The following is a 14,502-nucleotide window of genomic DNA, read 5'->3' as shown; positions in this document are numbered from 1 at the left end:
CCTTTTTTATTTTATTTTTTCATTTAAAAATAAACTTAACTTTTAATTCCATTTAGTGTAATATAGATGGATCAAATAAAATAAGATATGAAATAGTCCAATTTTCAGAAAAAGAAGGTGACTTATATTGGAACTCAGTAATATTTTCACAATGATTGTTTCCATTATTGTTTTTATCAATTTATTGCTGGCATTAGGTGTATTATTTTTTGAAAAACGAGACGTAGGCTATACTTGGGCATGGCTATTGGTCTTATTTTTTATACCTATCATAGGGTTTATCGTCTATATCTTTTTAGGCCGGAGTTTAAAGCAAAATAATTTCTACGGATTAACAGAAGTAGAACAAAAGCTGCTTAAAAGTGAAGTAAATACGCAATTAGAAGAACTTGATACAGAGGAACAAAATAAAGTATCGTGGTTAAATCAATATGAAGATCTCATCACCATGAATTTACGCTCTTCGCACGCCATATTATCCGAGGATAATAATATTTTGATATTCAATGACGGCCATCAGAAGTTTAATGCTTTAATTGATGATATCATGGCAGCGAAGCAGGAAATCAATATGCAATATTATATTATCCAGCCTGATAATCTTGGGAAAAGGGTGCGGGATGCACTGATAGCAAAAGCAAAAGAGGGCTTAAAAGTCCGTGTTTTATACGATGAAGTAGGATCTAAGAAATTACCATCTGCTTTTTTTAATGAATTAAAAAAAGCAGGGGGGGAAGTCCGGGTCTTCTTTCCTTCCTTTCTAAAGCTGATTAATTTCCGGATTAATAATAGAAATCATCGAAAGCTTGTAATTATTGATGGTGCGCTTTCTTATATCGGCGGATTTAATGTCGGGGATGAATACTTAGGTAAAAATAAAAAGTTTGGTTATTGGCGCGATACACATTTTAAAATTACCGGGAATGCTGTGAATGATATTCAAGTAAGATTTATTATGGACTGGCATCAGGCCGGAAAGGATAAGACATGGAACTATAAAGAATTTCGTTTCCATTTAGAAAAGCACCATGGAACCAGCCCTGTTCAAATCGTTTCCAGTGGACCGAATTCCGAGACAGAGCATTTAAAGAATATGTATATTAAAATGATTCTGTCAGCGAAAGAAAGTGTCTGTATCCAAACACCATATTTTATACCGGATACAAGCTTTATGGATGCTTGTAAAATGGCACTTTTATCCGGTGTCCAGATTCGGATTATGATTCCCTGCAAGCCTGATCATCCGTTTGTTTACTGGGCAACATGGGCATATGCAGGCGATTTGCTTGAATATGGAGCAGAAATATTACTCTATGAAAATGGATTTCTTCATGCCAAAACAATCGTGGTAGATAAGAAGATTGCTTCTGTTGGAACGATGAATATTGATTCGCGGAGCTTCCGGTTAAATTTTGAGGTCAATGCAATCACCTATGATGAAACGGTTGCTCAAGAATTATACAGCATATTTAAAGAAGACTGTAAATTAACCTCTGAATTAACTCTGGAACGTTATCAAGATCGGTCTTTACTGATTAAATTCAAAGAAGGCATTTCCCGTTTACTTTCACCAATACTATAATAATAAGCCGGGCATGGAATAAAAATGGGCTATGCCCGGCTTATTACTTTAATATCTCACAACAAAAGAGGTATACTCCGGATCTCCATTAAGTCTATTTACATCTACCTCACTTACTTTTGCAAATCGGGAAGGGCCTTTTTTGACATCCTCAAGGAAGCGGTCAATATTTTCGTCTTCTCCATATGCCTCTAAAGAAACAGCACCATCATCTTCATTTTTTACCCAGCCGACGACATCATGACTCATCGCTGCATGCTGTGTGAAATATCGAAATCCGACACCTTGCACACGTCCTTGAATTTTGGCAGATACATACTTCATTTATCATCACCTCTTAGTGGATATAATAGCATAATTTATTTATTATTTTACAGTTAAGTGATATAATATCATAATTAAATATTCTGAAAATAAAAGCCCGAAGAATACTAGTCAAAATATCTAAGATTGGAGCATTTATAAATGGAGGTAAGGATTAAAAATATTAAAATAGATGAGATGGATGCATTTTCATCTATTTTAATAGAAGCTGCTGATTGGTTAAGGAAAACAGGTAAGGAAATGTGGAATATCAATGAACTTTCCAAAGATGCTTTATTAGAAAAGAATACAATGGGTGAAATGTTTATTGGATTTTTAAATGATGAAGCAGCAGGAACAATAATTGTCCAGGAACAGGATCGTATTTTTTGGCCACATGAAAATAACGAAGATGCTTTATATTTACATAAGATTGCGGTTCGCAGGAAGTTTGCTAAAGAAGGTGTGGCTGTAAACATGATAAATTGGGCTAAACAGCGCGCTAAAATACAAATGAAGAAATATGTGAGACTTGATTGTGCGGCTGATCGACCTAATTTATGTCATTTTTATGAGAGCCAGGGATTTCAGCAAGTTGGTGAAAGGACGGTTGGTGATTTTTTTGTAGCTCTTTATGAATATAAGCTTTGACATTAATAATATGGCAGATGAAATTTGTTTTTAAAATCAATTTTGTCTCACTATCCAAAGTATACTTTTATTTTGAAACAAGGTTCCCTTTGCTTGCTTTAACTTCCTATAATAAATATTATGTCTACTCGAAAAAGTTTAAAAAGAAAAAAAGCTTATTTAGAATTGTCTCTTTCTGTTCGCTTTCTTTTTTTAATGGCATTTTTATGCACTTTAATTCCTCTATCTTTTAATTGGTCTATAGGCAATCGTTCTTTTTGAAAAGCTTCGGTATTTTCTCTTTAAATACAATTCTTTATTTTTATATATCCATTCAGAAAATAACTTAATTGTTTTACGACCACTTACATACACGCGAAAATAAGTACCATGTTCTGTGAAATTTGTTTCAAATCCATTTTTCTCAATTTCATTTCTCAGTGAATGCATAAATAATTCAGATCCGCCGACAAAACTGACAAAAAACTTTTCGTATTTAACAAAACCATCTCCATCAAAATAACCTCGAATAAAATGACTCATATATTCTTTAGGGACATATGGAAATTCAATTATACTTGATTTATTAGGTTTGATACTATGAATTTCAATTAAATCTTTCTTAAGTGTTTCGCTATTTATGCTCAGGGTATATACTCCAGTATTTTTATTCTTATAAATTGGTTGATTAGAATCCAATTCATTTTTTATATCCTCTAGAATGTATTTTTCTTTCTGGGATATACTTACAAACTGGGCATCTCTTGCTACAGTCCCATCTGCTATAAAAAATACTAGTATATACGCCATATTGTTTGACCACGTCTTAAAATAATCTTCATTTAGTGTATATTTTCTCTTCCAACTTCCTCGTGGCCTCATTTCAACATTATTATCTTTCAATAGCATTCGAATATATCTCGGTGAAACGTTTGCAATTTTTGCAATTTCAGTTGTACTTTCATCCTTCTGATATAACCTAATTATTTCCTTAGTTTCTAAGGCTCTTTTTCTTAGTCGACTATCCATATTAATACCTCCTTTTCCATAACAGGAACTTATGTTCTTATTATATCATATATACATTAAACAGCAATTAAAGATACTAAATAGTTTTGTTTTCTTAACAGCTTTATCTATTATACCCCTCTTTACTATACGAATTGCTAAAGTAAAGATTCCAGAGATAAATACTTTTTCTTCTTAAAGGATTGCACATATAAACGCAATTAATAAGAACAGTATTGAAAAGACAGCAGGTATTTTTTGAACCTGCTGTCTTTTATTAGTATTTACAACTGTTCCGACGATGTCTTACCTTGCACATGAAGAAGAAGGTAATCAGGTCCACCTGCTTTAGAATCTGTACCTGACATCTTGAATCCGCCAAATGGCTGATAACCAACTATTTGAGAATAATCACGTGGCTAGACTAATGGAAATAGCTTTCATAAAAGTTAAACGCTCTTTTAAGATAATACTTGCAAACAAAACCATGAATGCAGGTGTGGTAGAAGTAATAATAGCCCCCATTTGAGCAGTAGAAAGCATTGTTCCAGTTTCTTGCATAATGATGGAAATAATATATCCAACTACTGCGATACCAAAAATAATGAACCAATAAGTGTATTTCTCATATTTGTACCCTCCGAATTTAATTAGGCTATTTATGCCTTAACGGAGAGAAGGAGCAACTATTTTTATTTCTCTCCATTAAGAACGGGAGAGTGTTGCTGGTACATCATTTTCAAATAGAGGTGCTAAAAACATCTATATCCACTCCTTTGTTAAATAAGTAAATAACGAATTTATCATATCAGACTAAACATATAAATCAAGAGAAATTTATTATATTTATTCTAGGTTGTATCCATTGTCAAAATACGATATTTTTCCACAATCATTATCAATTTATTCGCCATTTCGTAACTTAACAATTAGGTCATCTAACGATTGAAGAGTTAAATTAAACTGATCATTAGGAGCCGGAGTTTGAGCATGTTCACGTGGCAAATAAGCAGTACGGAATCCATGAGATGCTGCAGCGCGTAAATCCCAAGGATGTGTAGAAATGAATATCGTTTTTTGGGGAACAATTCCCAGCATGTCTATAGCCAGCTTATATGCAGCAGGTTCCGGTTTATATGTTTGAGCAAATTGAGTTGATAGAAGTGCATGCCAACGTAATTCTGCGTGGGTACATGCCTCAATAATCTGAGTGAAACCTGAGTTTGTTAACCCAGTAGTAGTAATTAAGGAGCCAAGTTCATTAAGCTGTCGGGATGCTTCTGGCCATGGTCTAAAACGTCTTCCTACAGTTGCTAAACGTTCAAAATCATCTTGATTTAATAAGATATCTCGACTCTCGAGTATAGATTCAAGTAGATGGCGACGGATATCGTCTTCAAGCATCCAAGGTTGTTGTCCACTAGCAATAGCGGCCGGGAACGAGCTTTGTTTTGAGTTCCACTCATAAGCCACATCCTGAGCTGTATGTTCATCAATTCCGCAGTTAATAAATACGTCTGTAATTTCACTTTGAATGGTACCGACACTGTCTAAAAGGGTTCCAACAATATCGAATACTAATGTATTTACCCCGTTGACACTATTTTCTTGATTCTGATTATAACCCATAAATATTCCCCTTCAAAAAATATAAATTTGGTTCAAGGTTAATTTGCCCAGTTTTTAACTTTCAATCCATGAATAAAATTTCAGTATATATTATTTCTCTGTGGAACAGCAAAGAAATTTCTCTAAACGGATCACTTATGCTTTCGATAAAGAATTAATAATAAATTTTGAAATTGATATCTTGATATCGTATTTTTTGGAATCGATGTTTGTGAAACCAACAAGTTAATTGAAATATTCACCCGTCGATTTTGAAGGAAACATTGACGATATTACTAAGGTGGCAACTAGCTCCCCAGGTCCTCCAATTCTGGTAACACGTGTTACTAACGCAGGATTCATAGCTGCTGAACCTACTAAGCCAATCGAAATAACAGATATAACAGGCATTTCTACAAAAAGACCAAATAGTAATTTCCATTTGGCATTACATTAGCTTGAATTGAAATTGGGAAATCTGATATAAAAGCTTTATATAATACTTTTGCAATCTCTTCTTCCGTCATCTCTTCTTTTGCTTCAATTTTTATTGGTTGGTTATTTATTTTTTCTTTCTTGAGAGCTTCTGAATGATCTGACAACATCATCCCTAACCATTTAACAATAACATTCCACTCGAAGCTACTTCTGGGGGATCAAGCAATCGGTGATAAGCCGGATTAAAAATGTAGATGGAAACACCAGGTAATGTTGCACCATTGATTATAATTAGCTATTCACTTGTAACAATATCCTTTCGATTAAACACAATGAAAGCACTTAACAAAAAGATAGCGTAATATATAATTAGAACTATTATAGAGAATGATAAAGAAGTGCCTTCAATCAACACAGACCCACCTTGATATTGCTGTAAATCTGTATGGGCAAAAAGAAGATACTTCGCAAAAGGTTGATCAGCAAAAAAGTGACAATCATATTCCCGCTAAGCATTAGAAACACAGCTAAAGATATAGCGATTGTGCTGCTTTTGAAAATAGTTGATAGGGTAAACGCAAGAGTTGCCATCATAATTAAAGAAACTAATTTATAACTGTAACCCGAAATGATCATTTTGATTGCATTGAATTGACCTGCTTCCCCATTTTGGAAAGCAATAATTTCTGGATTAACCCCTTCGATACCTAATAAAGCAGCTCCGATAATAAGGGAGATAAGCTGTGTCAGAAATGTAAAAAGGAGCAGAGAAAAATACTTTACTGCTAAAATGGTGCTGCGGCTATAAGGTCTAACCATTAAAAGCTTTATCGTCCCCCATTTGTACTTGTCTGATACGATGGTTGCACCGATAATAATAGCAAACAAACTTACTACAACCAGCATGTCAGCATTATCTAATACAAATTGCCAAGCCCCGTAATTCATTGGTTTCATATCATTTGCTAAATAAAACTTGTTTGTTTCAATAACCTCCAGATTAACGTCGGTGATGGTTTGCATTCCAGGCATTCCTGAAAATTCTTCAATCTCCTGTAATAAAGTTTCGTTTTCTTCTTCCAGCTGTACTTTCCAATCTTCTGAGTAATTTGTTTGTGTATTCATTGCCAATACTGCTCCACCTATAATGAAAACAACTGATGATCGGTATTTGCGGCGAAATTGGGGGTAATCCAGAATCTATCGCCTTCTTCCAACAGATTGGTATCGATTATGTTTCTTGTTCCCCATATCGTATTCCGGCTGCTCGTTTAGCTGTAGCGCAAGCAGTATTGAGATAGAACCGAGCAGATGTCGTCATTACTGGCCATGGCTTTCACGCACACGCGCAGGTCTTTGCATATGGCTCTTCTTATAATATATATCTTTTAGAGATAAAGTTAACATAAACAGATACAAGTCTGACTAAATAAAGTTCGGAAAAGAATTCGTTATCTAATGCCAAGCTTTGCCAGTTTTCCGCCCTCCATCCTTTCTTTCTCAAGAGACGGTGGAGGCTTTTTACGTGAAGCCAGCTTCTTAACTGAACCTTTCATAGCCTTCTTCTCATCCAGCTGTCTCACTCTCTGAAACTAGGCTTCACATTGCAAGAACAAAAATAGATTGCTCCTCCCCTCAAATAGAGATTCAATTTACTTTTGATGAGTGTTTCTATATCTACTGTTTGGTTTTTTCTTCGTTCCCCACCCTTTTTGGAATAAGTATAAATTTCTTTCTGGGTGTGGTCAGAAAAAACACCTCTCATTAAGAAAGGTGTTTTAAACAGTTATTACAGAATTAATCCAACTTTTATTCCTCTTCCAATACGCCTAATCGTTCCAGCCAAGCTTCCACATCATCTTGTGAATCCATCGCTTCTTCGTCTTGAACGGTATAATTCTCAAGGATTATACTACCTGAACTCAATTCCGAAATCCGATCAACAGAGCTTCCATCCCCATACCCTGCATTCGTTGAAAAAGCAGCAATTGATTTTCCACTGAGCTCTTCATTATTATCCTCTAAAAAACGGGCAATTGGATTAGCGATGGTCATACTCCAGATGGGATGTCCCAAAAAGATCGTATCATATTGACTTAAATCAGGAATTTTTGTAGCTAATGCCGGAAAATCACCGGATTCCCTTTCTTCATCTGCACGGTCAACCGTATCTTCATAATCGGATGGATAAGGGTTTTCCACCTGTAATTCCAGTACATCCGCACCAGTAAATGATTCAACCTGCTGAGCTACATTCTCTGTATTTCCGCCGCGTGAAAAATAAATAATAATTGAATCTGCATCTTCTGTAAGCATTCGAATAGGTTCTCCATCTGCATTTGTATCTGCACCATCTGATACCGCTCCACGACCATAATTGTTATCATTATCTGTTGGCTTACCGAAATCCACCGTATCATCGGATTCAGCAGTATCATCAACAGGGTTATCAGAATCTGCCGTACCATCAAACCCAGCTGAATAGGCATCGTCATTAGAATCATTCGTATTCAGAGAATCGGCAGAATCCTCATCCGCACTTGAATCCAGATTTTCTTCATCGCTAGAATTTGAACAAGACGCTAAAATGAGTAAAAGCAGAATTGCCAAAGCAATGTTATATTTACTGAACATCATTCTTTTCATATTTTCTTTATTCATGAATCCTCCTTAGTAAAATGATGGTTTCTCCCAATCCGTTCCCGGTTCACTTACGCCGACACTTTTGTCAATAAACTGATCGCTTGTATCAGTTAAAATATCGACAATCAATCGAGCTACAGCTTCTCGAGTAACCTGCGCACCAATGAACTCTTCCCCTTTTTGAGTAAGGCTGTATTTTTCATTACCTTCTTCATTATAAAGCCAGGTTAATCGGAGTAAGGTATAATCTAGGTCCGAATTTTCCACTGCTTCTGCGGAGTCCTTCTGCGCTTGCATTCTTGGACTGCTGCCAATCATTGCCTGATTCCATTCTCCAAAAGCTCCGCAAACTTCATTATAAATTCCTAAAATAGATGCACCAATGAAGCGTTTTACTTGGGATGCTTTCATTGCTTTGATAACGGTTTTTACAGCTTCTGTATTTCCCATATCATTTAGGTAGACTGCGTCTACGCCAGTTAGGACTTCTTTTAATGCTTTTTCATTTAAGAAATCCCCTTCTACGATTTCCTCCCTTGTTTCGACTTTCAAAGTTAAACGTTGATGGGCATTTCTTGCATAGAGCACCAAAGAATTATCCGTTTCCTTTAATAAATTATCACGTAACAGATCTGCTATTTGTCCGGCAGCTCCTAAGATTAATACTTTCATCATTTTTCCGCCTTTCTATTACATACTAAACTTGGTACAGATAGAAGTAGATTGTATTTTTAGAGGAATCACACTTTCTTCTGAATGTTTCAGTAGAAAGTGTGATTCCTCTATCCTGTGGTCATATTAAATATCTAATTTCCGAGTGCTGAGCGATTTTACCATTTCAGGATCGCGGTGGGAGAAGAACAAACTTTCTTTCTGATTTAATGTAGCAACCCTGTCCATGTCTTCTCCGTTTAGTTCAAAATCAAAGATATTAAAGTTCTCTGCCATTCTTTCTTTACGAACAGATTTTGGAATAGCAATTACTTCTCGTTGTGTCAACCAGCGCAATACGACTTGAGCTACAGACTTATTATACTTTTCACCGATGGATACTAATGTCTCATTCTGAAACATATTATTTTTACCTTCCGCAAATGGTCCCCAAGCTTCTATTTGAACATTGTTTTCTTTCATGAATGCTGCATTTTCAATCTGTTGATAAAATGGATGTGTTTCCACTTGGTTGACGGCAGGAGTTACTTCATTTTGGACAATGATATCCATTAAACGATCCTCCTGAAAGTTACTCACGCCGATGGCTCTCACTTTTCCTTCACGATACAATTCTTCCATTGCCCGCCATGAACCGTGTACATCACCATAAGGCTGATGAATTAAATATAAATCTAAATAATCTAACTGTAGTCTTTTCAATGAATTTTCAAATGCTTTCTTGGTAGCTTCATAACCCGTATCCTGTACCCAAAGTTTTGTTGTGATAAATAATTCTTCTCTTGGTACGCTGCTTCGTTTAATTCCTTTCCCAACTGCTGCTTCATTTAAATAAGAAGCAGCGGTATCAATTAAGCGATAGCCTGTATCAATCGCATCGTATACAACCTGTTCACATTCTTCCTCATCCGGAATTTGGAATACACCAAACCCTAAGATTGGCATCTCTACACCATTGTTTAATTTTACATACTGCACCTTTTATTCCTCCTCAACATTAATTATTTCATTATTTACCCACTCAATTTTTTACATACTTTATTAATTACTTACCTACTCTATTTGCGAATTCTGCCGGATAGCGATCTCCTGCAATTTCAATTTTCGAAAGTGCGTCATTTAAATCAGTCAAATCCTGAGTAGTCAGTTCAACCTCTGCTGCTCCAAGATTTTCTTCCAATCGCTCCAACTTCCTTGTACCTGGAATAGGAACAATCCATGGTTTTTGAGCAAGTACCCATGCCAATGCGATTTGAGCCGATGTTACTCCTTTATCCATCGCAATCTTTTCGATTAAATCAATTAACACCTGATTCGCTTCTATATTCTCTGGTTTAAAACGTGGAACAATGCTTCGGAAATCAGTGTCACCGAATGTTGCATGCTTATCTATTTTACCGGTTAGAAATCCTTTTCCTAATGGACTGAACGGAACAAAACCAATCCCTAATTCTTCAAGGACTGGAAACAACTCTTCTTCAGGAGTTCGCCACATCATGGAATACTCACTTTGAATGGCTGTGAGCGGATGAACCTGATGCGCCCGCCGAATTGTTTGAACGCCAGCTTCCGAAAGCCCCCAATACTTTACTTTTCCCTCTTTGATTAAGTCTTGTACTACTCCAGCAACTTCTTCAATCGGTACTTCAGGATCTACACGATGCTGATAGTAAAGATCAATCGTATCGATTTGCAGACGTTTGAGCGATCCTTCTACCGATTGTTTAATTTGATCTGGTCTGCTATTTAGTATCTGGTTGCCATTTTCCATTTGGATACCAAATTTAGTCGCAATTGCTACCTTTCCTTTATATGGAGCAAGTGCTTCTCCTACTAACTCTTCATTGATATATGGGCCATACACCTCGGCTGTATCGAAGAAAGTAACCCCTCGATCAATTGCCTCATGGATGAGTGAAATCATCTCTTTCTTATTTGAAGCCGGGCCGTAACCATGACTCATTCCCATGCAGCCAAGTCCAATAGCAGAAACTTCCAAATCACTTTTTCCTAATTGACGTTTTTGCATTAGAAAATGCCTTCTTTCTTTGATTATTAATAACACCTCAGTTTCAAATCATTTATATTCCATTAATTATTCGTTTCATTATTTTTTAATGCATTAAACCATGCATCATCTACTGGATCAAACCATTCTGTTTCTCCAGGTGTAATGGCTAGATGAACAAACCAACTATCATTAGTAGCGCCATGCCAATGTTTTACGTGGGGAGGGATGTTCACTACATCTCCTGATGTAAGTAATTTGGCAGCTTTTCCTTCTTCTTGGTACCACCCTTGACCACCTGTAACTAATAGTACTTGCCCCACATTATGAGAGTGCCAATTATTACGAGATTTTGGAGCAAAGGTTACATTTCCAATTCGAGCGTTAAGTGGAGTTTTATCCATAAATATCATTTGTAAATAGGCGTCTCCGATAAAATTTGCTTCTACTTTTTCTCCCAAAGGGAAAATTGTACTCTTGCTTAATTCTTCGTATGCCATATTTATCCTCTACTTTCTTTCATCTTTTTAGATTTCTTTTGCGATGTTAAATGCTGACCATGCCTTGGGCCAACCAGTATAAAAAGCTAAATGAGTTATCAGCTCCACAATTTCCTCTTTCAATACACCATTTTGTTTAGCAAGTTTCATATGAGATTTCAATTGAGGAAAAGCTCCCTGAGTTAGCAGACTTGAGCAAGTAATCATACTTCGATCACGTGGGGATGGCTCCTTCCTCTCTAGACCATACTTCATCGAATAAAACATCATCATTAAGTTCAGCAAACTTTGGAGCAAATTCACCTAACCGATCACGTCCTGTTGTTTGCTTTTTCCCCATTTGCTATCCTCTCCTTTATTCTCTTTTTTTATTTACATCATATAATGTAAAACTTAAAATGAATTTAAGTACAAAAAGAAGTAAAGCCTATTTTGAGATGTTTAAAAGGTTATTATTTAACCATAAATACATTATGCAACATATGGGAAAGTAACAGGTAGCCTATTCCTTTCAAATGATTGCCTAATCCTTTCATAATTATTTGCATTGCAGAGAAATAGCCATTTCAATGCTATTATTTATAATGAACGAAATAGGAAGGAGTTTTCTTATGTCAGAACATATTAATAGGAAACAGAATATAATTGCTAACATTATCGAGCGTTATTCCACACAAGATGGCACACATAGAACGGCTATTCCATCTTTATTTTTCACACGTTTATCTAAAACGAGTGGACCTAATTACGGGACTTACAACACATCTTTATGTTTCATCGCCCAAGGTGTAAAGGAAGTATTGTTAGTAGAAGATCGCTTTATATACAGCCCAGAAGATTACCTGATTGCTTCTGTTGATTTACCAGCTAGTGTTAAAGTTGTAGAAGCCTCTCCTGATATTCCTTACCTGGCTCTTAAAATTGAATTTACACCAAGTGACATTTTAGAAGTATTACGTGAATTCCAAATGGGATCTAGTAAAAAGAAAAAAGCTGAACGGGGTATGTATGTTAACAAAATAGAAGCCCCTTTGTTAGATGCAATCAGCCGTTTAGTTCACTTGCTGGATACCCCGGAGGACATCCCGATACTTGCTCCGTTAATTACAAAAGAAATCATCTACAGAGTACTGCAAGGAAATCATGGAGAGTCACTCAGACAATTAGCCTTAGAAGGAAGCTCTACGCATCAAATTAATCATGCGATTAAACATATGATGCATAACTATACCAACGCTTTTAAAATCGAGAAACTTGCAGAAATAGCAAATATGAGTGTATCGTCTTTCCATCGACACTTTAAAGAAGTAACTGGCATGAGTCCAATCCAATTCCAAAAACAACTCCGCTTACAGGAAGCTCGAAATTTATTATTATCTGAGTCAGCGGATGCAGCAGATGTTGCATTTCGTGTAGGGTACGAAAGTCCTTCCCAATTTAGCCGGGAATATGTTCGTATGTTTGGATTACCACCAAAAGAAGATATACAACGTTTGAAGGTAACATAAACAATTTACACCCTCCTAAGTTCATCAAAAAAGTGCATAAGCCAAATTAAGGTTCATGCACTTCTTTGATGAACTTTTTCTACTTGTTAACCAGTAGGGGAAAAACTAAGCATTTGCTGATTAGTTACTCTTATATAAACGAATACTTATTAACTCATGGCATTACCGCATTATACAGTATCTTTCAGACTACGATTTCATGCCAAAACATAAGTGAGAATAGACCATATTTTTAAATTAATTTATTCCTTGAAAATACTACAGATTATTAGAATATAGAGAGAACTAATCCGTTTACGTTCGGTTACTTCTCTCTTGTACTGGAAAGTATCACCATTGTAATTTGTTTAAAAAAGATAAAATGTCAGCTTGAATCTCTTCTTGATCCTCACCTAATGTCATTAAATGTCTCGAATTAGGATATCCCTTTACATTTTTATTTTCTGAAGATACATTTTGATAGAGATAATCAGCACTTTCTTTATATAAAGTTTCATCTAATTCACCATACAGAATACGTATAGGCTTCTGAATTTCAGGCAATTCTCTCATTGTTAAGTCAATGTATTCTTTAAACAGCAATAAACTACTAAACGAAGATGCTTTTATATAATCCAACTCATCAGATATTTGCTGCTTACCTTTTCCTTCTAATTGTTTATAAGTTAGTGCATATTTCAGAACACGGCTTTTTAACGCATCAACATCTCTTTTATAAGGAACAGACATCGTAACTATTCCATTAACATTTAATTTTTGACCTGCTTTTAGAGCAAAAATTCCTCCTAATGATACCCCAATAACCGCAATAGTTTGGTACCCCTCCTTCTTTAAAAACTGATAACCTCCTTCTACAGTTTTCCACCAATCACTAGGATTTGTAAGAAGTAATTGTTCGCCAGATAATCCATGACCTTCAAGTAATGGAGCAAAACAGGTATAATTTTCTTGTTTTAGGAATCTGCCTAATTTTTTCACATCCACTGTATTGCTAGTAAAGGAATGCAATAGTAAAACTGCATTTCTCCCACTTTTTAAGAAGAAAGACTTTGGTTGAACCACTTTCCCCATTTATTCTCACCCCTTTTAATTTATTAGAATTTCTTTAGTTATGCTTGTAATCACTATATTTCTCTTTAGATGTTCAAAGTTATTATAATGATACCAAAAGTTTATGAGTTTTTACTGTAAATAGTTGTGGAACTAATTATCTGAATTTAATGTACTTCAAAAATTCTCTCGTTGGATTCATGCTAACTTTAGTATTCTATCTATAATCATAATCCGTATTGTGATAGGAACTCTTTACTTCATTATGTAGATATTAACTTAAAAATGATTCCAATCATCAAAAAACGATGACCAGAACCATTTTTAAGTTAATTTTGACTATTTATATCCTAGCCTCAGCTATTTTAGTTTTATCTGCTTTTATTATTAAAATGATGGATCCCTCTATTGTTTTCTAATTGATCCTCAATCACTCCACTTTGATAGCTTTCATTCAATTGATTTTGTACTGCTTGAATGCCTTTGTTATCTTCAAAAAATTGATTTTTCTTGTTTTTATTTTTTTTACTCATTGCTAACACCTCCTTATCC

General features: G+C 35.3%; 15 protein-coding genes and 3 pseudogenes. 4 read left to right on the top strand and 14 right to left on the bottom strand.

The window, feature by feature from the left end; genetic code table 11:
- The first annotated feature begins 127 nt into the window (after nt 1–127).
- Complete coding sequence (cls, locus tag FLK20_RS00350; protein WP_152654571.1) at nt 128–1,582, top strand: cardiolipin synthase; 1,455 nt, start codon at nt 128–130, stop codon at nt 1,580–1,582.
- Nucleotides 1,583–1,630: 48 nt separating this feature from the next.
- Here the strand turns inward: cls and FLK20_RS00345 are convergent, their stop codons facing one another.
- Nucleotides 1,631–1,906 carry an acylphosphatase gene (locus FLK20_RS00345; protein ID WP_152654570.1) on the bottom strand — a complete coding sequence of 92 codons (276 nt, stop codon included), beginning with the start codon at nt 1,904–1,906 and terminating at the stop codon, nt 1,631–1,633.
- A 141-nt stretch (nt 1,907–2,047) separates the two neighbouring features.
- Between FLK20_RS00345 and FLK20_RS00340 the strand changes: the two genes are divergently transcribed.
- The gene (locus tag FLK20_RS00340; RefSeq protein WP_152654569.1) at nt 2,048–2,536 is read left to right on the top strand and encodes a GNAT family N-acetyltransferase; all 489 of its coding nucleotides are present in this window, start codon (nt 2,048–2,050) and stop codon (nt 2,534–2,536) included.
- Nucleotides 2,537–2,758: 222 nt separating this feature from the next.
- Here the strand turns inward: FLK20_RS00340 and FLK20_RS00335 are convergent, their stop codons facing one another.
- The 5 genes and pseudogenes from FLK20_RS00335 to FLK20_RS00315 form a co-directional block, all read right to left on the bottom strand.
- Nucleotides 2,759–3,544 (bottom strand): helix-turn-helix domain-containing protein, encoded by a 786-nt coding sequence (locus FLK20_RS00335; protein WP_227994805.1) that lies wholly within the window; start codon nt 3,542–3,544, stop codon nt 2,759–2,761.
- 393 nt (nt 3,545–3,937) lie between these two features.
- Nucleotides 3,938–4,174 (bottom strand): annotated as a pseudogene (locus FLK20_RS00330) (EamA family transporter); the annotation flags it as partial.
- A 252-nt stretch (nt 4,175–4,426) separates the two neighbouring features.
- Entirely contained in the window at nt 4,427–5,152 is a 726-nt protein-coding gene (locus tag FLK20_RS00325; protein ID WP_152654568.1) for an HAD-IA family hydrolase, read from the bottom strand.
- Between the two features lie 392 nt (nt 5,153–5,544).
- Nucleotides 5,545–5,736: a hypothetical protein gene (locus FLK20_RS00320; protein WP_152654567.1), complete on the bottom strand. Its 192-nt coding sequence runs from the start codon at nt 5,734–5,736 to the stop codon at nt 5,545–5,547.
- A 241-nt stretch (nt 5,737–5,977) separates the two neighbouring features.
- On the bottom strand, nt 5,978–6,694 hold the full coding sequence (locus FLK20_RS00315) for an ABC transporter permease (RefSeq protein WP_255473800.1): 717 nt from the start codon (nt 6,692–6,694) through the stop codon (nt 5,978–5,980).
- Between the two features lie 38 nt (nt 6,695–6,732).
- Between FLK20_RS00315 and FLK20_RS00310 the strand changes: the two are divergent.
- A pseudogene (locus tag FLK20_RS00310) lies at nt 6,733–6,870 on the top strand (putative PEP-binding protein); the annotation flags it as partial.
- Nucleotides 6,871–7,378: 508 nt separating this feature from the next.
- Here the strand turns inward: FLK20_RS00310 and FLK20_RS00305 are convergent.
- The 6 genes and pseudogenes from FLK20_RS00305 to FLK20_RS00280 all read right to left on the bottom strand — a co-directional run bounded on the left by FLK20_RS00305 (nt 7,379) and on the right by FLK20_RS00280 (nt 11,732).
- Nucleotides 7,379–8,230, bottom strand: a complete 852-nt coding sequence (locus FLK20_RS00305) for a flavodoxin family protein (protein ID WP_152654565.1) — start codon at nt 8,228–8,230, stop codon at nt 7,379–7,381.
- Nucleotides 8,231–8,239: 9 nt separating this feature from the next.
- Entirely contained in the window at nt 8,240–8,884 is a 645-nt protein-coding gene (locus FLK20_RS00300; protein ID WP_227994804.1) for an NAD(P)H-binding protein, read from the bottom strand.
- 126 nt (nt 8,885–9,010) lie between these two features.
- Nucleotides 9,011–9,862, bottom strand: a complete 852-nt coding sequence (locus FLK20_RS00295; protein WP_152654563.1) for an aldo/keto reductase — start codon at nt 9,860–9,862, stop codon at nt 9,011–9,013.
- A 67-nt stretch (nt 9,863–9,929) separates the two neighbouring features.
- The gene (locus tag FLK20_RS00290; RefSeq protein WP_152654562.1) at nt 9,930–10,913 is read right to left on the bottom strand and encodes an aldo/keto reductase; all 984 of its coding nucleotides are present in this window, start codon (nt 10,911–10,913) and stop codon (nt 9,930–9,932) included.
- A gap of 62 nt (nt 10,914–10,975) precedes the next feature.
- Nucleotides 10,976–11,392, bottom strand: a complete 417-nt coding sequence (locus tag FLK20_RS00285; RefSeq protein WP_152654561.1) for a cupin domain-containing protein — start codon at nt 11,390–11,392, stop codon at nt 10,976–10,978.
- Nucleotides 11,393–11,419: 27 nt separating this feature from the next.
- A pseudogene (locus FLK20_RS00280) lies at nt 11,420–11,732 on the bottom strand (carboxymuconolactone decarboxylase family protein).
- Nucleotides 11,733–12,003: 271 nt separating this feature from the next.
- Here FLK20_RS00280 and FLK20_RS00275 point away from each other — a divergent pair.
- Nucleotides 12,004–12,900: an AraC family transcriptional regulator gene (locus FLK20_RS00275; RefSeq protein WP_152654560.1), complete on the top strand. Its 897-nt coding sequence runs from the start codon at nt 12,004–12,006 to the stop codon at nt 12,898–12,900.
- Between the two features lie 330 nt (nt 12,901–13,230).
- On the opposite strand, the gene FLK20_RS00270 is transcribed toward FLK20_RS00275, so the two are convergent.
- Complete coding sequence (locus tag FLK20_RS00270) at nt 13,231–13,971, bottom strand: alpha/beta hydrolase (protein WP_152654559.1); 741 nt, start codon at nt 13,969–13,971, stop codon at nt 13,231–13,233.
- Between the two features lie 350 nt (nt 13,972–14,321).
- Nucleotides 14,322–14,483 (bottom strand): hypothetical protein, encoded by a 162-nt coding sequence (locus FLK20_RS21500; protein WP_194165485.1) that lies wholly within the window; start codon nt 14,481–14,483, stop codon nt 14,322–14,324.
- Nucleotides 14,484–14,502: the final 19 nt, after the last annotated feature.

The sequence above is a fragment of the Oceanobacillus sp. CFH 90083 genome (assembly GCF_009389585.1).
Classification (GTDB): Bacteria; Bacillota; Bacilli; order Bacillales; family Amphibacillaceae; genus Oceanobacillus.
The sequence above is the reverse complement of the archived record's forward strand: the minus strand, read 5'-3'. Positions and strand labels throughout refer to the sequence as shown.

What these genes read in the sequence shown, in the direction of transcription:
- FLK20_RS00305 (WP_152654565.1), bottom strand. Translation starts at nt 8,230, where the DNA reads ATGAATAAAGAAAATATGAAAAGAATGATGTTCAGTAAATATAACATT.
- FLK20_RS00275 (WP_152654560.1), top strand. Translation starts at nt 12,004, where the DNA reads ATGTCAGAACATATTAATAGGAAACAGAATATAATTGCTAACATTATC.
- FLK20_RS00340 (WP_152654569.1), top strand. Translation starts at nt 2,048, where the DNA reads ATGGAGGTAAGGATTAAAAATATTAAAATAGATGAGATGGATGCATTT.
- FLK20_RS00290 (WP_152654562.1), bottom strand. Translation starts at nt 10,913, where the DNA reads ATGCAAAAACGTCAATTAGGAAAAAGTGATTTGGAAGTTTCTGCTATT.
- FLK20_RS00335 (WP_227994805.1), bottom strand. Translation starts at nt 3,544, where the DNA reads ATGGATAGTCGACTAAGAAAAAGAGCCTTAGAAACTAAGGAAATAATT.
- FLK20_RS00325 (WP_152654568.1), bottom strand. Translation starts at nt 5,152, where the DNA reads ATGGGTTATAATCAGAATCAAGAAAATAGTGTCAACGGGGTAAATACA.
- FLK20_RS00285 (WP_152654561.1), bottom strand. Translation starts at nt 11,392, where the DNA reads ATGGCATACGAAGAATTAAGCAAGAGTACAATTTTCCCTTTGGGAGAA.
- FLK20_RS00300 (WP_227994804.1), bottom strand. Translation starts at nt 8,884, where the DNA reads ATGAAAGTATTAATCTTAGGAGCTGCCGGACAAATAGCAGATCTGTTA.
- FLK20_RS00315 (WP_255473800.1), bottom strand. Translation starts at nt 6,694, where the DNA reads ATGAATACACAAACAAATTACTCAGAAGATTGGAAAGTACAGCTGGAA.
- FLK20_RS21500 (WP_194165485.1), bottom strand. Translation starts at nt 14,483, where the DNA reads ATGAGTAAAAAAAATAAAAACAAGAAAAATCAATTTTTTGAAGATAAC.
- FLK20_RS00320 (WP_152654567.1), bottom strand. Translation starts at nt 5,736, where the DNA reads ATGTTGTCAGATCATTCAGAAGCTCTCAAGAAAGAAAAAATAAATAAC.
- FLK20_RS00270 (WP_152654559.1), bottom strand. Translation starts at nt 13,971, where the DNA reads ATGGGGAAAGTGGTTCAACCAAAGTCTTTCTTCTTAAAAAGTGGGAGA.
- FLK20_RS00345 (WP_152654570.1), bottom strand. Translation starts at nt 1,906, where the DNA reads ATGAAGTATGTATCTGCCAAAATTCAAGGACGTGTGCAAGGTGTCGGA.